Origin of the sequence: Clostridium sp. MB05 (assembly GCF_046581255.1) — a bacterium.
Classification (GTDB): Bacteria; Bacillota; Clostridia; order Clostridiales; family Clostridiaceae; genus Clostridium.
Map to the genome: position 1 here is coordinate 2,631,249 of NZ_CP174370.1, position 23,772 is coordinate 2,655,020.

A 23,772-nucleotide genomic window follows, 5' to 3' on the forward strand; every position below is an offset into this window, starting at 1 on the left:
TAAAATTCATCTATAAATATTATATATAGACATAACATAAAAAAAGAATCTTATACAAGATTTATTTAATATCATTATAACACAATTTATTTAATTTCAATAGTTTTTTTACAATTTTTTCAAAATTTTACGGTAAAATTTATTTCTATATGGACAAGTTTTATTTCTCTTATAACATCCCTATGATTACATAATTTATAATTATAAAATTTTATCATAATTATATATAAAATAGAGACTACTGATATTTTATCAGCAGCCTAAAATACTAGTATATATTCTTTCTATTCTATAACTCCTGCATCTTTTAGCATCCATTCAATGTATATTCCATAACCTACATCAGGTTTATTAATTAATACGTGTGTTACTGCACCAACTATCTTATTATTTTGAATAATAGGACTTCCGCTCATTCCCTGAACTATTCCTCCTGTTTTTGCTAAAAGCTCTTCATCTGTTACTTTAATAATCATGCTTTTAGGTCCCGGCTCTTCTTGAGGCAATAACTTTATTATTTCTACATCATACATTTTAGGTCCATTTTCATCTATAGTAGTTATTATTTTAGCTTCTCCTTCTTTTATTTCATTTCTGAATCCTACTTTAAGTGGTTTACAGAAGGTTTTATTAATTAACTCTTTGCTTGCTTCTCCGAATATTCCAGACTCTGTATTTTTTTCTATCTTCGCTAAGCTTTCCTTTTCATTAACAAATAGTCCCTTTAATTCTCCTGGAGAACCTTTTTCTCCTTTTCTGACACTTATTACAGAAGAATTCAATAAATCACCATTTCTAATTGTAAAAGGTTTATTAGTATCGCCATCTGTTATTGGATGACCTAAAGCACCAAATATAGAAGTACTTTTATCATAAAATGTTAATGTTCCTATACCTGCTGTTGAATCTCTTACCCAAAGTCCTAACTTATACTCATTATCTTCCTTTTCCAAATCAATTTCTTTACTTTGATTACTATTGTTTCTAAGATAATCTACACTTACTTTAGAATTTGTAAGATTTTTTATTTTTTTAGATAAATCTTTAGAGTTTTCTATTTCTTCACCATTTATCTTTATAATAACATCTCCTAATTCTATTCCTGAAGCTTTGGCAGGGCTCTCAACCTTTCCTTCTATAGAATCTATATCAGAATGACCTACTACTAACACACCCTTAGTTGATAACTTTATTCCTACACTTGTTCCTCCTGGATATAATTCTAAATCATTAACTTTAGAAACTGCTACTGACTTTATAGGGATCAATCCTAAAAATTTTACCTCAAGCTTATCCTTGTTTATCTCACCATTTTTAACCAATATATTCTTTGATAGTAATATATCTGAAGTTGGAACAGCTTCATTTATATATATTCTTTCTGGAATACTATTTAAACTAAGGAACGTAAGTAAACCCAGAATCAACATTGGAGTTATTATTATACCTAAATATTTTAATTTTTTCATTCTCATACTATCTCCTCCTTTGCTTCTGTATTTAACTTGCCCTCATCCTTAATCATATATGCTGTATTAAGTTTGTTAAAAGCGTTAAAAATTTTAAATATATAACTTTAAAAATATAAAAAAATAAAATCATGGTAAATAACCATGATTTTAGTGTGTTCATTTTTTATATACTTATGTATGTGATTTAAGAATAAGTTTTTAATATTTCTTGTTTTTTTAATTCTGCAAAGGCTACCATTTCTGAAGCATTTTCTAAAGTAACATCACTTACTTCATCTCCGCTAGTCATCTTTGCAATTTCTTTAATTTTATCATATTTATCCAAAGTTCTAATTTGTGTAAATGTTTTTTCATTTTCAACTTTTTTTGATACAAAATAATGACAATCAGAAAGTGCTGCAATTTGAGGTAAATGTGTTATACATAAAACTTGATGTTTAGTAGAAACTTCATACATTTTTTCTCCAACTCTTTTTGCTATAGTCCCACTTATACCTGTATCAATTTCATCGAATATTAATGTAGGTATTTTATCCTTATCAACAAATACACATTTAAGAGCTAGCATAATTCTTGAAAGTTCTCCTCCTGAAAGAACCTTTTCTAATGGTTTTAAAGGTTCTCCTGGGTTTGTTGATATAAGAAAAATAACTTCATCAAACCCTCTTGAATTAAAGGATTCATTTTTTTCTATTAGTATTTTAATTTTTGATTTTTCCATTCCTATATATGATAATTCATATTTTATTTTTTCTTCAAGATTAACTGCATTTTTTTCTCTAATAATATGCATTTGTTCTGATATTTCTCTCATTAAAGTTTCTATATTTTTTTGTTTTAAAGTTAATTCTTTAATTATCTCTTCTGAATTAATTAACTCTTCATATTGAATTTTTAATTTTTCTAAATAGTTTAAAATTTCTTCAACAGATTCTCCATATTTTTTCTTATATAAGCTAATCTCATATATTCTAGAGTTTATTTTTTCAAGTTCAAACTCATCATAATAAATTTCAGATGATAAATCTCTTATATCTCTAGATACTTCTTCTAAAGCGTATAATGCCTCTTCTATTCTTTCTCTTTTATCTTTTAATTTTTCAAAATGATTTTCAACTAAAGATAGCTCATTAACAGCTTTTGATAAACCTTCTATAACTGAAATACCTTCAATTGGATTATCTAGTATTGAATAAGTTTTACCTAAAGCTAGTGATATTTTTTCAGCATTAGATAAGAGATTGAATTCCTCGTTTAAAGTTTCCTCTTCTCCAATTTTTAGCTTTGCTTTTTCTATATCTTCTATTTGAAACTTTATATAATCTGTGAGTTTGTCTCTATCTGAATTACCATTTAATTCTTTTATTTTTTCTAAAATTATATTTTGCTCTTTTCTTAACTCATCAAATTTATCTAGATAAGGCTTTAATTCTTCTCCTATAAATTCATCTAAATAATAAATATGGAATGCCCTATTTAATAGATTTTGATTTTGATGCTGTCCATGTATATCTAATAACTTTTCTCTTATTTTCTTTAAATATGAAAGTACTACTGATTTTCCATTTACTTTTATTATACTTTTACCTGATAAAGTTGTTTCTCTTGAAATTATTAGTATATCTTCATCTTCAATATCTAATTCCTTTAAAACATCTAAAATTTCCTCATTTTCTATTGAAAATATTGCTTCTACAACAGTTTTACATTCACCATATCTTATTAAATCTTTTGAGAACTTTCCGCCTAAAACATAATCTATAGTGTCTATTAGTATAGATTTACCAGCTCCTGTTTCTCCTGACAAGATATTAAACCCTTCTTTAAATTCAACTGATAAATCTTGAATTAAAGCAAAATTTTTTATATTTAATTGCAATAACATATTACATCACCTTTAATTTTTATAAAATCATTTTTCTAACTTTATCTACTAATTCTTCAGCTTTATCTAAACTTCTTACTAATATAAATATTGTATTATCTCCAGCAATTGTTCCTGCAACTTCTGTGTCAAATAGTGTGTCTATTGCTTCAGCAACTGCCATGGCAGATCCAGTAAGTGTCTTTACAACAACAAACTTATCTACATTTTCAACTGATACAGCAGCATTAGATAATATGCTAGATAATTTATCATTTATATCTTTTGATTCTTTCGATGATGCAACATATCTATAATTTCCTGAAGCACCTTGCATCTTTATTAGCTTTAGTATTTTAATATCTCTAGATACAGTTGCTTGAGTTACGTCAAATCCAGCCATTTTAAGCTCTTCTGCAAGTTCCTCTTGTGTTTCTATATCCTTTTCACTAATTATCTCTAAGATTTTGTTATGCCTCTTTGATTTCAAATTAATCACCTTCACATTCTTTACAGTTATTTAGAATTTTTGCCCGTAGTACTTTAAAATAATCATAATCATCAAACAAAACTATGTTTGCATATTCTTTTGCTTTTTTTATCTTTATTATAGTTTGATTTGTTGTTTTTATTGCTTTTTGACCATCAAAAGTTATATATACTTCTTCATCTTCATTTTCTGCTTTAACTTCAATTTCACTACTACTATTTAAAACAATAGTTTGCATCCCCTTTGGATGAGGACATATTGGAGTCAATGTAATTACATCTACATCTGGATAAATAAAGGGACCTCCAGCTGAAAATGAATATGCAGTTGATCCAGTAGGTGTTGCGATAATTAATCCATCACCTTTGAAGTTATAATATCTTTTACCATCTATAAATATTTGAAACTTTACCATTCTTGATAATGTTCCTCTTGCTACAACTATATCATTTAGGGCTAATGATTCATTTTTTATGCCTTCTAAAGGTAAATCGCATGTTAAAAGCATTCTCTTTTGAGAAATATAATTCCCTTCTTTTAGTTTTATAAAAGCTTTATCCATTTCAGAAACTTCTATGCTTGATAAAAAGCCTAAATTTCCAATATTGATTCCTAAAATAGGTACATTCAATTTCCCATTTATTCCTCTAGCAACGCTTAATATTGTCCCATCTCCACCTAATACGATTATAAGATCAAGCAATTCCTTAAACTTATAATTTATTATATCATAACTATCTAACATAATTATTTCTAAGTTATTAAAATACTTATAAAGCTTTTTCTTAACTTCCATGGCTATCTCATTATTCTTATCTTTAGATGGATTTATTGCAATAGCAACTTTCTTCATAATACCCCCTATATGCTCCTCTTAACAAATAGTAAATCATATAAATTCTACTTAAGACTTCAAGATAAAACTTGAAGTCTTAAATTAAATTTATATGATAAATTTTTATAATAACTGATGAGAATCATTTACTATATTATCTATGTCTTCTAGAGAAAATGTAGACTCTTTATTTATATCTTTAGTAAAATAAACTAAGTATTCAATATTTCCTTCTGGCCCCTTAATAGGAGAGTAACCTATAGAAAGAATATTTAAATTTTTATTAATTAAAAATTCAGCTATACTTAGAACTACTTCTTTATGAACATTTATATCTCTTACTACACCTTTTTTCCCTACTTTTTCTTTGCCAGCCTCAAATTGAGGTTTTATTAAAGCTACAACTTCACCTTTATCATTTAATAAGTTAATGGTTGCAGGCATTATTTTCTTTAATGAAATAAATGAAACGTCTATAGATGCAAAATCTACCTTCTCACCTATGTCTTCTGGAGTTACATATCTAATATTAGTTCGCTCCATACATACAACTCTAGGATCTGTTCTTAACTTCCAAGCAAATTGACCATAGCCAACATCTATAGAAAACACCTTTTTTGCATTGTTTTGTAGCATACAGTCTGTAAAGCCTCCTGTAGATGCCCCTATATCCATACATACTTTATCTTCTAAATTAACGCCAAATTCCTTTATAGCTTTTTCAAGCTTTAATCCACCTCTACTTACGTAAGGTATTTCTTCCCCTTTAAAGATTATCTCTGAGTCAATACTAACCTTTTCTCCAGCCTTATCAACTCTTCTACCCTCTACAAATATTTTTCCTGCCATTATGCTTGCTTTAGCTCTTTCTCTTGATGTAAATATACCTTTATCTACTAATAGTATATCCAGTCTCTCTTTCTTTCCAGACATCTTTATCTCCTTTATTATTTAAGTTCTATAATAGATTCTGCTATTCCTTCTGGATCTAATTTATTTTCTTTATATAATAAATTTACATCACCCTGTGATACAAATTTATCCTTAAATCCTAGTGCCTTAAATTTATTTTTAAATAATAATTCTGATAACTCCATTAAAACATAGCTACCAAATCCTCCATTAGTTATGTTGTCTTCTATAGTAACTATATCATAGCCTTCTTCCACTAACTCTTTTAACATATCAGTATCTAATGGTTTTACAAATGTTGCATTTATTATAGTTGGATTTATACCATTAGCTAATAAAACTTCTCTTGCCAGTAATACATGTTGAAGCATTTTTCCTACTGCTATTATAGCTATCTTTTCTCCACTTATAACTTTTTCCCATTTTCCGTATTTAATTTCTGTTAGTGGCTTCATTTCTTTACAACAATCTGCTCCTCTTGGATATCTTAAAGCTACAGGTCCATCTTGTGTAAGAGCCCAATTTAACATGACCTTTACTTCATCTAAATGCTTTGGAGCTAATACTGTCATATTAGGAACTTGTGTTAAATAAGATAAGTCAAGTATTCCTTGATGAGTTTCACCATCTTCCCCTACTAAACCAGCTCTATCTATTGCAAATACAACTGGCATATTTTGTATACATACATCATGAATTAATTGATCAAAAGCTCTTTGTAAAAAGGTAGAGTACACTGCAAAAACAGGTCTCATGTTTGCACTTGCTAGACCGGCAGCAAGTGTTGTTGCATGTGCCTCTGCAATTCCTACATCAAAAAATCTATCAGGAAATTCTTTTGCAAAGTTTTTAAGTCCTGTACCATCTGGCATAGCAGCTGTTATTGCTACTATTCTATCATCATTCTTTGCTAAATCTATAATTGCATCACCAAAAGCTTTGGAATAAGTTTTTTCACTTGGAATATACCCTTCACCACTTTCTAAATCAAATGGATTAACTCCATGAAACTTATTTGGGTTTTTCTCTGCAAGTTCATAGCCTTTTCCTTTACTTGTTACTACATGTATTATAACAGGTTCATCAATTTTCTTTGCTTTTTCTAATACCTCAGTCATCGTCTCTATATCATGTCCATCTATAGGTCCTATATATTTTAAACCCATCTCTTCAAAAATCATTGATGGTACAACAAATTGTTTAATACTATCTTTAAACCTTGATATACAGCTTGCTAATTTTTTTCCAGCTCTTGAATTGTTTAACGTTGCATTTACGTTAGATTTTAGTTTATTATATTTGGGTTCCATCCTTAAATTACTTAGATGAGTTGATAACCCTCCAACGTTATCCGCTATAGACATTTGGTTATCATTTAATATTATAATCATTTTAGTTTTATTAAATCCTACATCATTTAATGCCTCTAAAGCCATTCCACCTGTTAAAGCTCCATCACCAATTACAGCGATAACTTCATTATTCTCTTTTTTAATATCTCTAGCTCTTGCCATTCCTAAAGCTGCTGAAATAGAGGTGCTACTATGACCTGTATCAAATGTATCATATTTACTTTCACATCTTTTTGGAAATCCACTTAATCCATTATGTTTTCTTAAAGTGTCAAATCTATCTTTTCTTCCAGTTAATATTTTATGAACATAGCTTTGATGTCCAACATCCCAAACTATCTTGTCATTTTCTAAATTAAAGCTTTTAAATAAGCTTATAGTTAAATCTACTACTCCTAAATTAGAAGCTAAATGTCCCCCCGTTTTAGAAACACTATCTATTAAAAATTCTCTAACTTCTCCAGCTAATACTTCTAGTTCAACATTTGATAACTTCTTAACTTCTTCTGGAGAAGTAATCTTATCTAATATTTTACCCATAATCAAACCTTTCCTTCTGTTAAAATTCCCTATTCAATAACTCTAAAGTTATTTCTTCTAAATCTATAGATTCTACAGAAAGGCCTTTCAACAATTGAATGCACTCTTTAGTTAATGTTTCACATTCTCTTTCACAATATTCTAAACCAAATATAGATATAAAATTAGATTTATTATTATTTTCATCACTTTTAGTATTTTTTCCAAGCTTTGAAACATCACCTATTATATCTAAAATATCATCTTTAATTTGAAATGCTAAACCAAGTTTTATTCCAAACTCATTTAAAATTTCTAAATCATTTTTTGAAGCTTCTGCAATTATACCAGCAGCTACAATAGATGATCTTATTAATTCCCCAGTTTTTTTACTATGCATATAAAGAAGTTCTTCTTTAGATATATCTTTTCCTTCATTTATAATATCTACAATTTGGCCACCTATCATTCCTTCTGGGCCTGCTGCTTCTGCTATTTCTCTTGAAGCTAGTAAAGCCCTTTCGCCATACTTTATAGAAAATTTCATCATTAAACTCATTGCTTCATTTAATAACATATCTCCTGTTAATACAGCAATATCTTCTCCGAACTTTTTGTGATTAGTTGGCATTCCCCTTCTTAAGTCATCGTTATCCATACAAGGTAAATCATCATGAATTAGAGAATAAGTATGAATCATTTCTATTGCTGAAGCCATTTCTATTACATCTTTATAATTTTCTTTATATAATCCATAAGTTAATAAAAATAATATAGGTCTTATTCTTTTACCTCCTATATTTAAACTATAACTTGCTGAATCATATATAATTTTATTATAACTTCCTTTGTTATTAAAATATATACTTAAATAATCATTAATAAAATTTCTATTAATTTCTACCTTACTACTCATTCTTTAGCTCCACTTCCATATTTTCTTTTATTGTTATTAATTTTCCTTCTAAAGAATTTAAAGTCTTATATAATTTATTAACAATCTTAACACCATTTTCATATTCTTTCATCAATTCCTCTAGAGGAAGCTCATTATTTTCCATATTATTCAAAACATCTTGTAAGCTCTTAACCATATCTTCATAAGATTCTTTTTTCGCCATAAATTCATCAACTCCTTAATCTATGGAAAGAATTTTTCCTTTTACTTTTCCATCTTTAAATATTATATTAAACTCATTTAAATCCTTAATTTTTTCTTTAGATGAAATTACATTGCTGTTATTATCTTCAATAATTGTATATCCCTTTTTCAATACATTAATGGGATTGTGAGCTTCTAAAATATCATTTAAAGACTTTATTCTTAATTTTTCTTTTTCTATTTTATTATTTAATATGCTTTTCATTCTGTCTTGTATTCTATCTAACTCTAAATATGAATTTGATAATACTACCTCAGGACTATTTAATGATAGTATTTTTTTATAGTTTATTATCTTTTCCTTTTCATAATTTAACTTAGTAAAAGATATTTCATTTATTCTTTTTTTATAGTCATCTATTTTACTTAAGATTTCGCTTTCTAATGGAACAGCTATTTCAGCTGCTTGTGATGGAGTCGAGGCTCTAAAATCACTTACAAAATCAGATATTGTATAATCAACCTCGTGTCCAACTGCAGAAATTATTGGAATTTTAGAATTAAATATTGCCTTTGCTAATTTCTCTTCATTAAAATTCCATAGCTCCTCTATGGATCCCCCGCCTCTACCGATAATTATAACATCAACACTTTTATTTTGATTAAAGAATTTTATTCCATCTATTATTGTAATATAAGCATTCTCACCTTGAACTAATGCTGGATATAATACTATATCAACTAAGCTGCTTCTTCTTCTTGATACATTTATTATATCTCTTATTACTGCTCCTGTTTCAGATGTTACAACTCCTATCCTTGTTGGCATATTAGGTATTTCTTTTTTATACCTTTCATCGAAATATCCCTCTTCTAAAAGCTTTTGCTTAAGTTTTTCAAACTTTATATGAAGTTCACCAATACCTTCCTTCTGCAACTTATCAATATAAAACTGAAGAGAACCTGTTCCTTGATAAATTGAGCATCTTCCATTAGCTATAACTTCCATTCCTTCTTCTAACTTAAAATCAAGTTCAGCTTTATTGCTTTTAAACATAACACAATTTATTTTGCTTATAGAATCTTTTAAAGAAAAATAAATATGTCCGCTACTATGGTATTTTAAATTAGATATTTCTCCTTTAACTAAAAGATTATTTAATATAAAATCATTATCTAGTGTTTTTTTTATATAATTATTAAGTTCACTAACAGTTAAAGTTTTAATTTTCATTTTTATCTAACGCCTCACATGCATTTTTTATAAGTAATGTTGTTGTTAAAGCTCCAACACCACCTGGCACTGGTGTTATCATTTGCACTCTATCAATAACTTTGTCAAAATCTACATCTCCAGTAATTTTTCCATTTAAAGAGGATGTTCCTACATCAATTATTATAGAATTATTATTTACAAACTCTTCCGTTAAAAATTTAGGTTTACCTATTGCAACTACAATTATATCTGCATTTTTACATACTTCTTTTAAATTTTTTGTTCTAGAATGACAAATTGTAACTGTAGCATTTTTATTTAAAAGTAATTGAGCTACTGGTTTTCCTACTATATTGCTTCGCCCTATTACTACCACATTTTTACCCTCTAAATCAACTTTAGATTTTTCTAATAATGTCATTATAGAACTAGGTGTACATGGTAAAAATACTTTTTCATTGCAATATAATTTTCCTTGATTAATATATGTTAAACAATCTATGTCTTTTTCAGGGGAAATAGAATTAGTTACTCTTTTTTCATTTAACGCTTTTGGAAGTGGTAATTGAAGTATTATTCCATCAACATCATTATCGGAGTTTAATAATTCTATTTTTCTTATTAATTCATCTTCTAAAACTTCCTCGTCTAGTAATAGCTTTTCGAAGTTGCATCCTAATGAAATGGCAAGCTTTTCTTGGTTATTTATATAATAAATAGAACCTCCATCATTTCCTACTAATATTGATACTATTTTAGGTGCTCTTAAACCTATTTCTTTTCTTTTTAATATGTATTCTTTTATTTCTTCTTTTATATTATTTGCAATTTCTCTACCATTTATAATTTGCCCCATTAGTAATTCCCCCTTAACTAATTTTATAAAGTTTTAAAGGCTTTATCTAAAACTCCATTTACAAATGAAACACTTTTTTCATCTGAATACTTCTTTGTTAATTCAATTGCTTCATTTATAGCAACTTTCTCTGGAACATCATCTAAATAAAGCATTTCTCCAATTGCTAATCTAAGTATTGAAAGATTCACTTTTGAAACTCTATCTAATTTCCAGTTTGTTAATGCTTCTTCTATCTTTTTATCTATTACATTAATATTTTCTTCAACCTTAGCTAAAATCCCTCTTATATATTCTAAATCTATAGTTTTTAAATTCATTTCATAATCTTCAATAAATGTTTCAATAGTTTCCTCTAATGTATTTTTACTTAAAGTCATACCAAAAAGTAACTCCATAGCTATTTCTCTAGATTTTTTTCTATTCATTTTATCCTCCTAAGTATTCTAATACTATTATTATTAACCTTCTAAAACTTTCTAATCATAAATATACTACAACAAAATTATTTAAAGCACAAGGAAAACACCCTCTGAAAAATCAGAGGGTGAAATTAATTTTCCTTACTTTCTTCTTTTTCAGTTTTTTTCAAGTAAATGCTTTGAACGTTTATGTTTACTGAATCAACCTTTAGTCCTGTCATTGCTTCAACAGTCTTTTTAACATTCTCTTGAACCGCACTTACTACTTCAGGTATTTTTACGCCATATTCTACTGCTAAACTTAATTCTATTATGGCACTATCTTCATTTAAAGTAACTTTAACATTTTTTCCTACACTTTTCTTACCTTTTAGCAATTGTGATATGTTGTTACCACCTAATTGTTGTAAGTCTTCTACACCTTTAACTTCTTCAGCAGCAATACCTGCTATTACACAAACAACTTCATCAGAAATTTTTACTATTCCTAAATTATCATCATAATTTTTATTGTCCATCTAATTACCTCCTAAGGGTTTTATAAACAAAACTCTTTTTTTCTTATGTTCATTATATCAAAGCAGTAATTATATTACAACGTATTATTTCTTTACTTCTATTATGACATCGCTAATTCCTGAAACATTTTCTGCTATTTCCTGAATCATAGAAGCATCTGCTTCTGAAAGGTCATCTGATCTAACAAATATTCTAACTTTGTTTGAATCTATAGAACATAATGCATCTTCAAATCCTTTACTTTTAACATTTACTTCAATTGTACTTTCTTTATCTGCAATCATGGTTTTTTCTATTAATTCATTACTTGCAATATCCTTTTGCTCTTGAGATGTTTTTGTATCATTTTTTATTGTAGTTAATGTTTCAATAGTTTTTGCAGTCTCTTTCTCTCTTTCACTTCTTATGTTATAAAAATAATCTTGTGCTCCTAAAGTTTCTTTATCATCCTTTTTCTTTTCATCATCTTTATTTTCATTTGTTCCTTGTGATATTACTTGACTAAAGTCTGTTGGATCATTTAGCCCTGTCTTGTTTAATTTTGCTGCTATGACTCCTACACATACTATAAGAGCCATCAGTGTGAAAATAATTCCAAATTGTTTTTTTGTCATTTTGATTTCCCCCCATCTATTTTTCATTTAATTATATGCTAATTTTTCATAGGATATACATTAACCTTGTCTATAGAAATTCCATATAAACTAGATACAGCTATTTGAATATCATATTTAACCTTACTACTGCTTGCCCCTTCCGCTACTATTACAACTCCTGATATATCTGGCTTGTTAGTCTGTAATATATATGGCTGATTTTTACTTCCATCTCCAGCCATAACAACCTTACTTCCATCAGTTTTCTGAATACTAGTCCTCTTTCCACCTTGATCATCTGTCTCTTCTGTTGTTGCTTCTTGGCTAGTATCTTCTTTTGCTGGAACCTTTACTTCTCCACTTTTAAAGTGAATCATAACATCAACTTGTCCTACGTTCTCTATTTTAGTTAAAAGATTTTCCAACTCTTTTTTCTGCTGCTCTTCATAGTTCTCTACTGCTTCTTTAGCTTTGTTTTCTAAATTAGATGAATTTTGTGAAGTACTTTCTACAACTGTTTGTTTTGTTTCTTTTTTTCTTCCTGTAGTTAAAAAACTAATAGCTAATAAAACAAATGCTAGTACTAATGCAATACATACTGCATTTAAAAACTTTTTATCGTTTACAATCTTAGCTATTTCCTTTTTCCAATCACCTTTCCCCATTCTCTCACTCCCATCAATTAACTTTATATACCTCTATTTTATCTTTTGATACATTAAAAATTTCTGCTAAGTAACTTACTATTTCATCTTTGTTATCTACTTTTTCATCTTGTGAAGACACAGTTTTACTATTTTCTTTAGTATTTACAATAATCTTTTGTATCTTTGAAACCTCTTTATTTTTAACTCCTACTTCAACTTTATTTATAGAGTAGTTAATGTTATCCATGTCAACTTTACAATCTATCTCACTAATAAATTCATTATTTGTAAATTTCTCTTTTAAAAGTCTATTGCAATTCTCTTCTAAATTACGCTTAAAAACAAATTCTCCATTGGTATTATAATTCTTATTTGTTTCTATACTTTTATTTTCATTCATATCTAAATATCTTTGTATCTCTAAAGAAATATCTTCTTCACCTTTTGAAAATACTGAAATTATAGGAGATAACATAACTGTTATAAGTATTAACCCCAGAACAAACTTTAAGTATTTTTTCATATTGTTATCTGGAGCTATCAATTCTATTGCTGTCATCAATATAAGCATAGAAACAAGGGTTATAACAAATCCTTTTATTTCTTCCATATATCTTTCTATCCTCCTATAACAAATTTTCCTGCTGATGCCATAATTGCTAGTAGCACAAAAAACATTAAGCTTACTGATAATACACAAGACATTATTAATATTAAAGAATCTCCTGCTGATGCAATTGAATTAGTAATTCTTTTATCACTTATTGGCTCTATTAAAGCTGCAGTTAATTTATAGATAAATGAAATTAAAACTAACTTTATTATAGGGTACAGCATCATAAGTATTATTATGATTAATCCAACTGAACTTATGGCATTTTTTATAATTAATGAATATCCTGCAACTGACGCTATTGCATCTGAAAAGGCCTTTCCCACTATAGGAATAAAATTATCTATAGCAAACTTTGCAGTCTTTAATGTAACCGCATCTATAGTTGATGATGTAATTCCTCTAACAGTTAATAATCCTATAAAAACAGTTAAAATTATTCCCTGAAGCCATATAGTAATTTGCTTTGTTAACTTGCAAAAATTACTTATTTTATTTTCAGTTGAAATATTATTAGTAAATTCTAAAACAAATGTTATAAGTATTAATGGTATTATTATATTAATATATATTCTTGGAATAATTAGTGTAGCTCCTATAACTATAGGATCCATTGTTGCAGCTTGTGTAAAACCACCAATTGTTGCAATCATTGTGACTAATACTGGTAGTATAGCTGCCATAAAATTTGTTAATTCATTTATTATATTAACTGCTATATTTATAGAAAGTATAAAGCTTTTAGATAGAACTATTATTAATAGAGCGTAACATGCAAAAAATGCTACATTAGATAAACCTTCATTTGAAAAAGCTGATTGTAAATTCTTAAGTAAAGAGCATATTATTGCAATAACTATTATACTTACCGATAAAGCTAGTACAGTTTTTACTTCTTTAAATAAAAAGCTTATAACTGCATTACTAATAGTTTTAAATGACAAATTTCCTTCTCCATTTTTTATATATCCTTTTATATATTCGACTGGATCTAAATCGTTCATTATTTCAATATCTGATTTCATATTATTTATATAGTTATATAGGGAATCTAACTGATTATTCACCTTTTGATCATCTAATAAAACCTCTTCTGTAGTTGATTCATTATTAATATTTATATTGTTAATATTTTTATCATTAGCGAAAACACTTTTCCTTGGAAGAATTATAAAAGTTAAAATAATCATGCTAATAACTAATATAAATCTTTTTGTAAAAATATATTTTTTCAACATAAAACACCTACAATATTTGTAAAATTGATTGAAGTACAGCCATAAGTATTGGTATTGCTAATGTTAAAATTAATACTTTAGCAGAGAATTCAACCTTACTTGCTATGCTACCAGCACCTGCATCTTTACATATCTCGCTGCAAAAAGTTGCTAAATATGCTATAGCTAATATTTTTATAACAACTCCAATATAAACCATATCAATATTGGCTTTGTCTGCTATTTCCTTAATAAAATGTATTACTTCATTAAGCTGCGTAATAATAAGTAGAAAAATTATAGCACCTGCTGACAATAGAATTAGTGTTGATATATCACTTCTTCTATCTTTAAATAGAAGAAACATAAATAATGCTGCAAAAGCAAAGGCAACTATCTTTATAATATCCATAATAGCACCTATAACATAAACATAGTCTTTACAGCATTAAATAGATTACTTATCAGTCCTATTACTGTAATAAGAATTATAACTATTCCTGCAATATTTGTTATTACTGCAATATCATCTTTTCCACTAGCTTTCAACACTTTATCAATTACTATAATTAGAACACCCATAGCCCCTATTTTAAATATAATACTTACATCTAGCATATATTACCCTCCTATTAAATTAAAAAAATTGAAATCATAGCACCTATGCATACACCTATAGCCCTATACATTTTTATATTTTTTTTTGCTAATTCTTCTGCTGCTTTACAGTTTAACTTCATATTTTCTATTGTTAAGTTAAATAATTTATCTTGTCCATAAACTCCTGTTTCTCCTAATGACCTTAGAAAATCTTTAACTATTCTTCTATCTTCTTCATATATATAAATTTCTGACCTATTATTTTTATATTCATTTTCAAAAGCTTCATATACACTTGTGCTTTCTCCCATTAAGAGCTTATTTGAAACTTTAGATAAAATAGCATTTATAGGAGGATCTACCTTTAATGAAATATATTTTAAAGCTTCTGGCAAAGGAGTATTTGCATATATTACTTCATTATTTAAAAATAGAATTGATTTTAATATTGAATTAAGTTGCTTGCTTCTCCTTTTAAAATTTTCACCGTAATAAAACCCTATATAGGTGCAAGATAAGAAAATAATTACGACAGCTGTTATCTTAAGCATTTAAAATCCCCCTCCGCTTCTATTGAATATATTTGCTCTATTGTTCCAACTCCATTTCTATTACTTAGAATCACTATCCTATCTAATATTGAATTTTCCAACAAATCCTTAAATACTTTCCTTTTATAAATATCTTCTATACTATATCCATGAATAGTAACTATTATGTTTACACCAGAGTTAAACGCCATATGAAGAGCTTCTATATCTCCATCTGTACCAATTTCATCACAAATAAGTATGTCAGGTGAAAGACTTCTTATAGACATAATCATTCCATCTTTTTTTAAGCAATTATCTAAAACATCACTTCTAATTCCAACATCTAATTGTGGTACACCATTAAAGCAAGCAGCTATTTCACTTCTTTCATCTATAACAGAAACTTTTTTACCTTTTAACTTCACAATTGGCATACCTGATGAAATATTTTTTGCTATGTCTCTTAAAATTGTTGTTTTACCACATTTAGGTGGAGATACTATCAATGTATTAAAAACTCTATCATCCTTAGTTATGTATTTCATTATTTCATTAGAACATCCTATTACCTCTCTACATATTCTTATATTTAAAGAAGATATATTTCTTATAGTTCTTACTTCACCATTTACTAATACACATTCCCCAGCTATGCCTATTCTGTGTCCTCCTCTAATAGTTATATATCCTTGCTTTATTTCTTCTTCATATGCATATAATGAATAATTTGATATTTTAACTAAAATTTGTTTTATATCATCAATTGTAGTTACATATTTTAATATTATTTCTTTATATGCCAAATTAACTATTATAGGTTTATGAGCTTTTATTCTTATTTCTTGTACAGGCTCCTTTAGTAATATTTCCCTAAGTTCATTACTTATTTTTAAAGGTAAGACCTTTAAAATTTCTTCCTCATTTCTCACTTTTATCACTTCCTTTTCTAAGGTTATATTTAAACTTATTTCTTTCTATCAAATAATATTCATACTTATAATTAAATATGTAAAATATTTTTATTATTAAAGAAAAAAATACCTATCAGCTAAATACTGATAGGTATAAAAACTTGTTATAAAACTAAATTGCATCTCTATTACAGAAAGGACATGGTATAACTTTATTATTATCTATAGATTCTTTCTCTACAAACAAAGGCTTTTCACAATTTTTGCAGCTTATTTCTATATATTCATCATCCATTTCTATAAGGTCTTCAATAGAAACTTCTTGAAATAATTCATCTTGCAATCCTGTAAGATCTTCATCTATATATTGTACATTTTCCTCTAAGTAATCTTGTCTGTTACTCATATCCTCAATTACATTTAACATATCATCTAAAACTGAGGAAATACTATTAAAGAGGTTCTTATATTTATCATCACTAACATTTTCAATATTAGTTTTGATATTTTCTATTTTATTTTTTATATCCTTCACATCTTCACTTCCTTTTAAATATAAATATATCCTCTTATTTAAATTATAACATATATGTATAATAAAAAAGCTAAGTAAAAACTTAGCTTTTTTTATTATACTCTTTCCATGTATTCACTAGTTCTAGTGTCTACTCTAATTACATCTCCTTCATTAACGAACATAGGAACATTTACAACTGCTCCTGTTTCTAATGTAGCAGGTTTCATTGCATTTGTAGCAGTATTTCCTTTGATTCCTGGATCTGCTTGAGTTATTAGTAATTCAACAAAGTTTGGAGCTTCTACTGAGAAAGCTTCTCCTTTATAGAACTTTATTACAGCAAACATATTTTCTTTTATAAACTTTATAGCATCTTCCACTTTTTCATAGTTTAATGGGATTTGTTCAAAAGTTTCTTGATCCATGAAGTAGTATAGTTCTCCATCTGAATAAAGGTATTGCATTTCTTTTCTTTCAATTACTGCTTCTTGTAATTTAGCTGTTGGGTTAAAAGTAGTATCAGTAACACCACCTGAAATAACATTTCTAAGCTTTGTTCTTACAAAAGCTGCACCCTTACCTGGCTTTACATGTAAGAACTCTATTACTGTATAAACTTGTCCTTCATGCTCGAAAGTAGTACCTTTTCTTAAATCTCCTGCTGATATCATTAAATATCCCTCCAAAAACTTTATTCCATACTTAGTGTAACACTGTGTTAACTAAATAGTCATAACTTAAACAATGTTTATGACATAACAAAAATATTTTATCAAAATTCACAAATAAATGCAATTACTTATAAAAAGATATAAAAAATATTGTCATTATTTACTTATTAATTCCATTTCTAATTCTATGCTGTTTTCCTTATAATTTAAATTATAATTAAGTATATAATAATTATCTATTTTCTTTAAATTACTTATTATTTCTTCCTTATTTCCTTTTAATATACATCGTATATTCCACTCATTCTCTTTTTTATTATAACTTAATATTCTGGAATTATTCATGCTACTTAGCTCATTTTCTATATCCTTAATATATTTAACATTTTTTACTTCTGTTATACATTGTATTTCCTCTTTATTAGATTTTTCTTTGCTAAAAATAAAGATACTAACTTGGATAAATGTTATAACAATAACAACAAAATAAATTACTTTTAAGTAAAATGATTTTAATTTCATCATAAATTTACTCCTAATATAAAAGTGTCTTTTTCTCCTTTTGTCATAGAATTAATTTTTATTTCTTCTGTAGATTCTATTTCATAAATTTTGTTTTTTGTTTTAATTTCAATAACACCCTTATTATTTTGAATTTGCATACTTAATATATCTGGATTTATAATATTTATACATTTTTCTATATTATCTACTTTTATTCCAACTTCTTTATTTAAGTCCTTATCTATTTTAACAGTCTCTTCCTTAGGCATTAATTTATTAAGACAGCTTGGAAATATCATTATGTTAAGTAATATTAAAATTAATATTGATCTTTTATTTATTTTATTAATTTTTTCATTTCTTTGTTTTATATATTCTATTGGTATAAAATCTTTATTTAATAAATAATTTTTCATTTATTTTATCTCCTATATTAATATAAACCCTTTCTTTTATTAGATCTAACTTCTTTAAGTTATTATCTATTACTATTGTTTTATTAATTTCTTGTATTATTTCCTTAACCTCTTCTTCTTTATTAAGAATATAGGAATTTATTATAATTTCTTCATTTATATCAACTACATAGTATAACTCTTTAAGCTTGTATATAGCTATAAAGCTTTTAAATTTATTCTTTGTTTTTAATATTAAATCTTTAATTAAAAATTGAATTGGCTTTACTGTTAAGCTTTCTATATTACTATAAAATCTATTTAATCCAATACATCTTATTGAGTACAAATATACACAATTATACTTTTTAACATATTCATAATGAAAAAGAAGATCATCTTTATTAGAAAAATCTTCTAATATTTTATTGTCAATAAACCTTTCTATATTAGTTTTTTCTTCTATATCATATTTTTTTATAAATAATTGTTCAGAAAGTATTATAATATTTCTTTTTCTTCCTAATTTTTTTATTAAAGTATCTATATTAAAAGTATTGTATTCATTTCCCTTATATAAATATATATTTTTCATAATAGCAACTGACTGCATAAAAATATCTCCTATTTCACAATATAATTAGTTTTATAATGGTTAGGTGTCAAAATAATATTTTCCTGATTTGCTGTTTCTTTCAATCCAATAAACCTTCTACCATTTTCCTTTTCCTCAATTATAAAATAATCTTTTCCATTAAAGACAACAGATAGGTTTTTATAATTACTATTTGAATAAATCTTTTTTTCTTTCTTTTCTAAAATCCCATCATTAATTAGCTTTCTATATTCCTCTTTATTTTTATTTATAAAATCATTAGTTAAATATAATAATTCACTTTCAACCAATGTTAAACTTTTTGTTTCCTCATATATATAAAAATTGTTAGATTTTAAATAGTTGCTTTGTATAACCTTTAAAGCAAGTGTAACTATAAATGATATAAACATAAGTATAATCATACTTTCTAGCAAAACATATGCTCTTTTGCTACATGATCTTATATGCATTGTATCTTTTCCTCACCATATGAATTTTTTATTTTTAAATAGTACAATTTTTTCTTTTTTACTATATTAAATTCTGAAACATCTCTCATAATTACATTTGTACTTCTTTTGTAATTATTTTTATATGTCTCTAAAACTATTTTCTGGTTAAACTTATCTAGTTTTATTTTCTTTTGAACTAACCCATCTTCATTATGATTTTCTTTTATATTAATTACTATTTCACATTCTTGATTTAGATTACCTTCTTTAATCTCAATATCTTTTATCATTTTTGTTTTTAATAATCTATCAATGGTTAATAATCCATCATCAAAAGCATCTTCCCTTATGGCTTTATCCTTTAAAGTCTTATAACTATTACAAGCTACAAGTACAGTTCTATAGGACAGACCTATAAGTATAATTTGTATTGAAATAGTTATAGTGATTTCAAGCAAAGTAAATCCTCTTTTTTTCTTTTTATTATTTATCCATCCAATCCGACTTAATAAATTCCCTTTCACATAGAATCTCCTTATTATTATTCTTAATAGTAACTTTTATCTTAATAATTGAATCATTGCTACTTGATAAAACCTTATTAATCTCTATACCATTTCCTGAATTTAAATCTAACAATGATGTATTAGTTAAATTATTTAAAAAGTTTTTTGTGTACTCATACTTTATAGTTGTGTTATTATTAAATTTTTCTATTAAACTAGCTATTTTTACATTATATTTAATTTCATTTTCTATAGCATATGCTATTCTATTAGCCTCCTCTTTTTCCCCTCTCTCATTAAAAGACTTGGCTCCAGCTAAAGAAAGCTTAAGTGCTAAGGTAGTTGCTATTAATAAAATCATAATACTTATTACTACTTCAAGTAAAAGGCTTCCCTTTCTTTTTCTCTTAATCATTCTATTAAATCACCTTCATTTATTCCAATAATATCATTTCCAACTCCAATTCTTATTTCTTTAAAGATTTTATCCTTGTATGAAAGCTTTATTGTTCCTGAGTTTTTAATAAACCCTTCTTCATTTATTTCCGTATATCCTAAGGAAAAATTACTACCTACTTCTATATCTGAATCCATTTTCACAGTTCTTGTTATTGGATTATATGAATTGCTTACAGTAAAAGATAGATACTTTCTATTTTTATCAATAACTACTTTTCCACTAACTTTATTTTTTCTACAATAACTTTTACCATAACTTAATAAAGCTTTAACTTCATAAACAGAGCTATCTATTGTTAACTTTTCTTCCCTGTTCTTAAAAGATTTAATAAATCCATAAGAGAAAGTGAACAAAATAGTCATTATTGACAATACTACTATTAATTCTATTAATGTAAATCCACGCTTCTTCATTTAAAAACCACTTTCTAATAATGAATTAAAAAGAGGCAATATAAATATCATTATAAAGTTTATAACTAAAGCACCCATTATCAAAACCATAGCAGGTTGTAAAAATGATATATATTTATTCATAGCCCCTAGAAATTTTTTCTCTAAATATGTTGAAAGAGAATTTAGCCTTTCTTCCATGGCTCCTCCTTCTTCACCTAATTTTATAATAGCTATAGTATATTTGCTGCAACTTCCACTTTCAGATAAGGTTTCTGATATACTTTTTCCTAACAATATACCCTTGTTTAAACTTACAAATCTTTTTTTTAGTATGGAACTTTTAAAACTTAAAGCTGAATATTCTAATCCTTTAGATATATTCACTCCACTTTTAATTATTATTGTAAGTAAAGAAATAAATATAAACTCATGAAACTCTTTTACAATTAAAAATTTACTAAATAAATTTTTAATTACACCTTTTATAAATAACTTAAATATTATATATGGAGCTAATATTCCCCATGAAATTAAATATATCAAGAATATAATAGGATTTTCCTTTGCATAATTCATTAAATTATTAATACTTTTACAAATAAAAGGAATTTCAACATTTAAATTAACGTAGAAATCATAAAGGTTTGGTATTATTATAAAAACTATAAATAGTAATAGTACGATAATAGATAATAATAAGATAACTGGATATGTTAATATATTTTTTGCTGTCGATATAATAAACTTCATATTGCTATAATGCTTTTCTAATCCTTTTAGTACTTGTGATAAGTTTCCACTTTTTTCTCCTATTGAGATCATTCCTATAAATAATTCTGGGTATATTTCGGAAAAATATCTAAAACATTCCTCTAAGGATTTTCCTTCTTTAATAAAAAACTTTATTTTTCTTATACTTTCTTTATAATATCTTTTAATTGGTAACTCCACTAACAAATCCATCATAACTAAAAGAGAAATACCTTCTTCATGTAAACTTCCCATATTTCCTGCTATTAAGGATAAGCTATTGTAGTCTACTTTCTTATATACTGATTTTATTTTCTTCATAATCTAAACCTTCTTCAATTAAAAAATTATTATAATCCCGAATAGATATCTCTCCTTTAAGTAATAAATCTTTTAAATTATCTACCATTTCTTCATTACTTAGTTCTTTCATTTCCTGGAAAATATTTGAAACAATCTTTTTTATAAAACTATCTATTAGAACAACTGAACTAACAGCTTTTCTTCCTTTATATCCTGTAAAGTTGCAATTATTACACCCAGCACTTTTATAATTAACTATTTCTGTACCTTTAAAAATAGTTTTCTTTTCTTTCACCTTACAGTTATTACAAAGAACTCTAATTAATCTTTGTGATATTATTCCAACTAAAGAATCCTTAATAAGATATGGCTTTACCCCCATATCTTCAAGTCTAAGGTATACTTCTTGAGGAGTCTTAGTGTGAATAGTAGAATATACCTTATGCCCAGTTAAAGATGCTGTAACTGCCATTGCTGCTGTTTCTTCATCTCTTATTTCACCAATCATAAGAACATCAGGATCTTGTCTCAATATACTTCTAAGACCAGTAGAAAATGTTATATTAGCTTTTCTATTTAAGCTTACTTGGTTAATTCCTCTTATTATTACTTCTACTGGATCTTCTAGTGTAGTTATATTTATATCCTTTTTATTTATTTCTTGTAAAATGCAATAAAGAGTACTAGATTTCCCACTGCCAGTTGGTCCATTTATGATTGCCAAGCCATTTTTAAAAGACATTATTTTTTTCAATTTTGAAGATTGCTTTTCATTCATATTTAGATTCTTTATATTGTAATTAAACATTTCTCCGTATAGTATTCTAATTACCAGCTTTTCACCATATGTAATTGGTATAGTAGATAATCTTAAGTCATAATTTTTTTCATTAATTTTTATAAAACTTTTTCCATCTTGAGGCCTTCTTTTCTCAGTTATATCCATATTTCCACTAACTTTTATTTTAGATAGTAGTTTTTGATATTCTTCAGTTCTTATTTTAGTTATTGCTATTAAAACTCCATCAACTCTAAATCTTATTAATATATCTTCTTTTTGTGGTTCAAAGTGAATATCTGAAGATTTTAATTCTATTGCCTTGTTTAATATAACTTCAAATAGATTTTCTTTTTCTCCTAAAAATATTTTTTCAATAAGATCTTGTATAAACTCTTCACTTACTTTGTGTACTTGTAACTTTTTTGAAAATAAAAATTCTATTTCATCTTTATTATTTAGTTCGTCCCTTGATGCTAACGTAATTATAGAATCCTCTTTAACCATAATCGGCAAAGATTTATTTTCTAAAGCTTTATTTTTATTCAACTTTCTAGATATACTTATATCAACTTTTGATATATCAAACTCTAAAATATTCATATAACATCACCATTTAAATTATTGTCCCATTAAGGAAAATTTATACAACTTTTTTAGATTTTAATATATTTTATAAACACCTTCTATAATAGACGCTAGTTTAAATATTTTAGAAAATTATAATATATTTAATTCATATATTTTCTTGGATAAAAAAAGAGATA

The 23,772-nt window shown here is 26.3% G+C and carries 31 protein-coding genes; all 31 read right to left on the reverse strand.

Annotated elements, in window-relative coordinates; all coding sequences use genetic code 11:
* Positions 1 to 284: 284 nt before the first annotated feature.
* Positions 285 to 1,475, reverse strand: coding sequence for a SpoIVB peptidase (spoIVB, locus tag ACH36K_RS12290; protein WP_411167909.1), 1,191 nt, complete (start codon positions 1,473 to 1,475; stop codon positions 285 to 287).
* Positions 1,476 to 1,656: 181 nt separating this feature from the next.
* A complete protein-coding gene (recN, locus tag ACH36K_RS12295; RefSeq protein ID WP_411167910.1) occupies positions 1,657 to 3,357 on the reverse strand; it encodes a DNA repair protein RecN in 1,701 nt (566 codons plus the stop codon).
* 19 nt (positions 3,358 to 3,376) lie between these two features.
* Entirely contained in the window at positions 3,377 to 3,826 is a 450-nt protein-coding gene (locus ACH36K_RS12300) for an arginine repressor (protein ID WP_411167911.1), read from the reverse strand.
* 1 nt (position 3,827) lies between these two features.
* Entirely contained in the window at positions 3,828 to 4,679 is an 852-nt protein-coding gene (locus tag ACH36K_RS12305) for an NAD(+)/NADH kinase (protein WP_411167912.1), read from the reverse strand.
* A 105-nt stretch (positions 4,680 to 4,784) separates the two neighbouring features.
* Positions 4,785 to 5,594, reverse strand: coding sequence for a TlyA family RNA methyltransferase (locus ACH36K_RS12310; protein WP_411167913.1), 810 nt, complete (start codon positions 5,592 to 5,594; stop codon positions 4,785 to 4,787).
* 14 nt (positions 5,595 to 5,608) lie between these two features.
* Positions 5,609 to 7,465: a 1-deoxy-D-xylulose-5-phosphate synthase gene (gene dxs / locus ACH36K_RS12315; protein ID WP_411167914.1), complete on the reverse strand. Its 1,857-nt coding sequence runs from the start codon at positions 7,463 to 7,465 to the stop codon at positions 5,609 to 5,611.
* Positions 7,466 to 7,484: 19 nt separating this feature from the next.
* Entirely contained in the window at positions 7,485 to 8,360 is an 876-nt protein-coding gene (locus ACH36K_RS12320; RefSeq protein ID WP_411167915.1) for a polyprenyl synthetase family protein, read from the reverse strand.
* The gene (gene xseB / locus ACH36K_RS12325) at positions 8,353 to 8,565 is read right to left on the reverse strand and encodes an exodeoxyribonuclease VII small subunit (protein WP_411167916.1); all 213 of its coding nucleotides are present in this window, start codon (positions 8,563 to 8,565) and stop codon (positions 8,353 to 8,355) included. The genes ACH36K_RS12320 and xseB overlap by 8 nt, the downstream gene beginning before the upstream one ends.
* A 15-nt stretch (positions 8,566 to 8,580) precedes the next feature.
* Complete coding sequence (gene xseA, locus ACH36K_RS12330; protein ID WP_411167917.1) at positions 8,581 to 9,780, reverse strand: exodeoxyribonuclease VII large subunit; 1,200 nt, start codon at positions 9,778 to 9,780, stop codon at positions 8,581 to 8,583.
* Positions 9,770 to 10,618, reverse strand: coding sequence for a tetrahydrofolate dehydrogenase/cyclohydrolase catalytic domain-containing protein (locus tag ACH36K_RS12335; RefSeq protein WP_411167918.1), 849 nt, complete (start codon positions 10,616 to 10,618; stop codon positions 9,770 to 9,772). The genes xseA and ACH36K_RS12335 overlap by 11 nt, the downstream gene beginning before the upstream one ends.
* A 23-nt stretch (positions 10,619 to 10,641) precedes the next feature.
* Positions 10,642 to 11,046, reverse strand: coding sequence for a transcription antitermination factor NusB (nusB, locus tag ACH36K_RS12340; RefSeq protein WP_411167919.1), 405 nt, complete (start codon positions 11,044 to 11,046; stop codon positions 10,642 to 10,644).
* 125 nt (positions 11,047 to 11,171) lie between these two features.
* Positions 11,172 to 11,558, reverse strand: a complete 387-nt coding sequence (locus ACH36K_RS12345) for an Asp23/Gls24 family envelope stress response protein (protein WP_411167920.1) — start codon at positions 11,556 to 11,558, stop codon at positions 11,172 to 11,174.
* A gap of 84 nt (positions 11,559 to 11,642) precedes the next feature.
* The gene (locus ACH36K_RS12350) at positions 11,643 to 12,173 is read right to left on the reverse strand and encodes a SpoIIIAH-like family protein (RefSeq protein ID WP_411167921.1); all 531 of its coding nucleotides are present in this window, start codon (positions 12,171 to 12,173) and stop codon (positions 11,643 to 11,645) included.
* A 38-nt stretch (positions 12,174 to 12,211) separates the two neighbouring features.
* Positions 12,212 to 12,820 (reverse strand): stage III sporulation protein AG, encoded by a 609-nt coding sequence (spoIIIAG, locus tag ACH36K_RS12355; protein WP_411167922.1) that lies wholly within the window; start codon positions 12,818 to 12,820, stop codon positions 12,212 to 12,214.
* A gap of 13 nt (positions 12,821 to 12,833) precedes the next feature.
* Entirely contained in the window at positions 12,834 to 13,412 is a 579-nt protein-coding gene (spoIIIAF, locus tag ACH36K_RS12360; protein WP_411167923.1) for a stage III sporulation protein AF, read from the reverse strand.
* Between the two features lie 8 nt (positions 13,413 to 13,420).
* Positions 13,421 to 14,650, reverse strand: coding sequence for a stage III sporulation protein AE (spoIIIAE, locus tag ACH36K_RS12365; RefSeq protein ID WP_411170698.1), 1,230 nt, complete (start codon positions 14,648 to 14,650; stop codon positions 13,421 to 13,423).
* Between the two features lie 10 nt (positions 14,651 to 14,660).
* Positions 14,661 to 15,044: a stage III sporulation protein AD gene (gene spoIIIAD, locus ACH36K_RS12370; RefSeq protein ID WP_411167924.1), complete on the reverse strand. Its 384-nt coding sequence runs from the start codon at positions 15,042 to 15,044 to the stop codon at positions 14,661 to 14,663.
* Positions 15,045 to 15,052: 8 nt separating this feature from the next.
* Entirely contained in the window at positions 15,053 to 15,250 is a 198-nt protein-coding gene (gene spoIIIAC, locus ACH36K_RS12375; protein ID WP_411167925.1) for a stage III sporulation protein AC, read from the reverse strand.
* A gap of 14 nt (positions 15,251 to 15,264) precedes the next feature.
* A complete protein-coding gene (gene spoIIIAB / locus ACH36K_RS12380; RefSeq protein WP_411167926.1) occupies positions 15,265 to 15,783 on the reverse strand; it encodes a stage III sporulation protein SpoIIIAB in 519 nt (172 codons plus the stop codon).
* Positions 15,771 to 16,694 (reverse strand): stage III sporulation protein AA, encoded by a 924-nt coding sequence (spoIIIAA, locus tag ACH36K_RS12385; RefSeq protein ID WP_411167927.1) that lies wholly within the window; start codon positions 16,692 to 16,694, stop codon positions 15,771 to 15,773. Before spoIIIAA ends, spoIIIAB begins: the two co-directional genes overlap by 13 nt.
* A gap of 154 nt (positions 16,695 to 16,848) precedes the next feature.
* The gene (locus tag ACH36K_RS12390; RefSeq protein WP_411167928.1) at positions 16,849 to 17,211 is read right to left on the reverse strand and encodes a CD1247 N-terminal domain-containing protein; all 363 of its coding nucleotides are present in this window, start codon (positions 17,209 to 17,211) and stop codon (positions 16,849 to 16,851) included.
* A 95-nt stretch (positions 17,212 to 17,306) separates the two neighbouring features.
* Complete coding sequence (gene efp / locus ACH36K_RS12395; RefSeq protein WP_411167929.1) at positions 17,307 to 17,864, reverse strand: elongation factor P; 558 nt, start codon at positions 17,862 to 17,864, stop codon at positions 17,307 to 17,309.
* A gap of 156 nt (positions 17,865 to 18,020) precedes the next feature.
* Positions 18,021 to 18,389 carry a hypothetical protein gene (locus ACH36K_RS12400; RefSeq protein ID WP_411167930.1) on the reverse strand — a complete coding sequence of 123 codons (369 nt, stop codon included), beginning with the start codon at positions 18,387 to 18,389 and terminating at the stop codon, positions 18,021 to 18,023.
* Positions 18,386 to 18,784 carry a hypothetical protein gene (locus tag ACH36K_RS12405; protein ID WP_411167931.1) on the reverse strand — a complete coding sequence of 133 codons (399 nt, stop codon included), beginning with the start codon at positions 18,782 to 18,784 and terminating at the stop codon, positions 18,386 to 18,388. The genes ACH36K_RS12400 and ACH36K_RS12405 overlap by 4 nt, the downstream gene beginning before the upstream one ends.
* Positions 18,762 to 19,376, reverse strand: a complete 615-nt coding sequence (locus ACH36K_RS12410; RefSeq protein ID WP_411167932.1) for a hypothetical protein — start codon at positions 19,374 to 19,376, stop codon at positions 18,762 to 18,764. Before ACH36K_RS12410 ends, ACH36K_RS12405 begins: the two co-directional genes overlap by 23 nt.
* Before the next feature lie 11 nt (positions 19,377 to 19,387).
* Positions 19,388 to 19,831 (reverse strand): hypothetical protein, encoded by a 444-nt coding sequence (locus ACH36K_RS12415; protein ID WP_411167933.1) that lies wholly within the window; start codon positions 19,829 to 19,831, stop codon positions 19,388 to 19,390.
* Positions 19,822 to 20,337 (reverse strand): prepilin-type cleavage/methylation domain-containing protein, encoded by a 516-nt coding sequence (locus ACH36K_RS12420; RefSeq protein ID WP_411167934.1) that lies wholly within the window; start codon positions 20,335 to 20,337, stop codon positions 19,822 to 19,824. The genes ACH36K_RS12415 and ACH36K_RS12420 overlap by 10 nt, the downstream gene beginning before the upstream one ends.
* A complete protein-coding gene (locus ACH36K_RS12425; protein WP_411167935.1) occupies positions 20,297 to 20,734 on the reverse strand; it encodes a type II secretion system protein in 438 nt (145 codons plus the stop codon). Before ACH36K_RS12425 ends, ACH36K_RS12420 begins: the two co-directional genes overlap by 41 nt.
* Positions 20,731 to 21,192, reverse strand: coding sequence for a type II secretion system protein (locus tag ACH36K_RS12430; protein WP_411167936.1), 462 nt, complete (start codon positions 21,190 to 21,192; stop codon positions 20,731 to 20,733). Before ACH36K_RS12430 ends, ACH36K_RS12425 begins: the two co-directional genes overlap by 4 nt.
* A complete protein-coding gene (locus ACH36K_RS12435) occupies positions 21,193 to 22,245 on the reverse strand; it encodes a type II secretion system F family protein (protein WP_411167937.1) in 1,053 nt (350 codons plus the stop codon).
* A complete protein-coding gene (locus tag ACH36K_RS12440) occupies positions 22,220 to 23,608 on the reverse strand; it encodes a GspE/PulE family protein (protein WP_411167938.1) in 1,389 nt (462 codons plus the stop codon). The genes ACH36K_RS12435 and ACH36K_RS12440 overlap by 26 nt, the downstream gene beginning before the upstream one ends.
* Positions 23,609 to 23,772: the final 164 nt, after the last annotated feature.

Bases quoted from the DNA above. Each gene is read 5' to 3' on its own strand.
- recN (WP_411167910.1), bottom strand. From the start codon at position 3,357: ATGTTATTGCAATTAAATATAAAAAATTTTGCTTTAATTCAAGATTTA.
- dxs (WP_411167914.1), bottom strand. From the start codon at position 7,465: ATGGGTAAAATATTAGATAAGATTACTTCTCCAGAAGAAGTTAAGAAG.
- spoIIIAB (WP_411167926.1), bottom strand. From the start codon at position 15,783: ATGCTTAAGATAACAGCTGTCGTAATTATTTTCTTATCTTGCACCTAT.
- xseB (WP_411167916.1), bottom strand. From the start codon at position 8,565: ATGGCGAAAAAAGAATCTTATGAAGATATGGTTAAGAGCTTACAAGAT.
- ACH36K_RS12430 (WP_411167936.1), bottom strand. From the start codon at position 21,192: ATGAAGAAGCGTGGATTTACATTAATAGAATTAATAGTAGTATTGTCA.
- ACH36K_RS12305 (WP_411167912.1), bottom strand. From the start codon at position 4,679: ATGAAGAAAGTTGCTATTGCAATAAATCCATCTAAAGATAAGAATAAT.
- nusB (WP_411167919.1), bottom strand. From the start codon at position 11,046: ATGAATAGAAAAAAATCTAGAGAAATAGCTATGGAGTTACTTTTTGGT.
- spoIVB (WP_411167909.1), bottom strand. From the start codon at position 1,475: ATGAGAATGAAAAAATTAAAATATTTAGGTATAATAATAACTCCAATG.
- ACH36K_RS12435 (WP_411167937.1), bottom strand. From the start codon at position 22,245: ATGAAGAAAATAAAATCAGTATATAAGAAAGTAGACTACAATAGCTTA.
- efp (WP_411167929.1), bottom strand. From the start codon at position 17,864: ATGATATCAGCAGGAGATTTAAGAAAAGGTACTACTTTCGAGCATGAA.
- ACH36K_RS12405 (WP_411167931.1), bottom strand. From the start codon at position 18,784: ATGAAAAATTATTTATTAAATAAAGATTTTATACCAATAGAATATATA.
- spoIIIAF (WP_411167923.1), bottom strand. From the start codon at position 13,412: ATGGAAGAAATAAAAGGATTTGTTATAACCCTTGTTTCTATGCTTATA.
- spoIIIAC (WP_411167925.1), bottom strand. From the start codon at position 15,250: ATGCTAGATGTAAGTATTATATTTAAAATAGGGGCTATGGGTGTTCTA.
- ACH36K_RS12425 (WP_411167935.1), bottom strand. From the start codon at position 20,734: ATGATTAAGAGAAAAAGAAAGGGAAGCCTTTTACTTGAAGTAGTAATA.
- ACH36K_RS12440 (WP_411167938.1), bottom strand. From the start codon at position 23,608: ATGAATATTTTAGAGTTTGATATATCAAAAGTTGATATAAGTATATCT.
- ACH36K_RS12350 (WP_411167921.1), bottom strand. From the start codon at position 12,173: ATGACAAAAAAACAATTTGGAATTATTTTCACACTGATGGCTCTTATA.
- ACH36K_RS12400 (WP_411167930.1), bottom strand. From the start codon at position 18,389: ATGATGAAATTAAAATCATTTTACTTAAAAGTAATTTATTTTGTTGTT.
- ACH36K_RS12320 (WP_411167915.1), bottom strand. From the start codon at position 8,360: ATGAGTAGTAAGGTAGAAATTAATAGAAATTTTATTAATGATTATTTA.
- spoIIIAG (WP_411167922.1), bottom strand. From the start codon at position 12,820: ATGGGGAAAGGTGATTGGAAAAAGGAAATAGCTAAGATTGTAAACGAT.
- spoIIIAD (WP_411167924.1), bottom strand. From the start codon at position 15,044: ATGGATATTATAAAGATAGTTGCCTTTGCTTTTGCAGCATTATTTATG.
- ACH36K_RS12345 (WP_411167920.1), bottom strand. From the start codon at position 11,558: ATGGACAATAAAAATTATGATGATAATTTAGGAATAGTAAAAATTTCT.
- xseA (WP_411167917.1), bottom strand. From the start codon at position 9,780: ATGAAAATTAAAACTTTAACTGTTAGTGAACTTAATAATTATATAAAA.
- ACH36K_RS12310 (WP_411167913.1), bottom strand. From the start codon at position 5,594: ATGTCTGGAAAGAAAGAGAGACTGGATATACTATTAGTAGATAAAGGT.
- ACH36K_RS12335 (WP_411167918.1), bottom strand. From the start codon at position 10,618: ATGGGGCAAATTATAAATGGTAGAGAAATTGCAAATAATATAAAAGAA.
- ACH36K_RS12410 (WP_411167932.1), bottom strand. From the start codon at position 19,376: ATGCAGTCAGTTGCTATTATGAAAAATATATATTTATATAAGGGAAAT.
- ACH36K_RS12415 (WP_411167933.1), bottom strand. From the start codon at position 19,831: ATGCATATAAGATCATGTAGCAAAAGAGCATATGTTTTGCTAGAAAGT.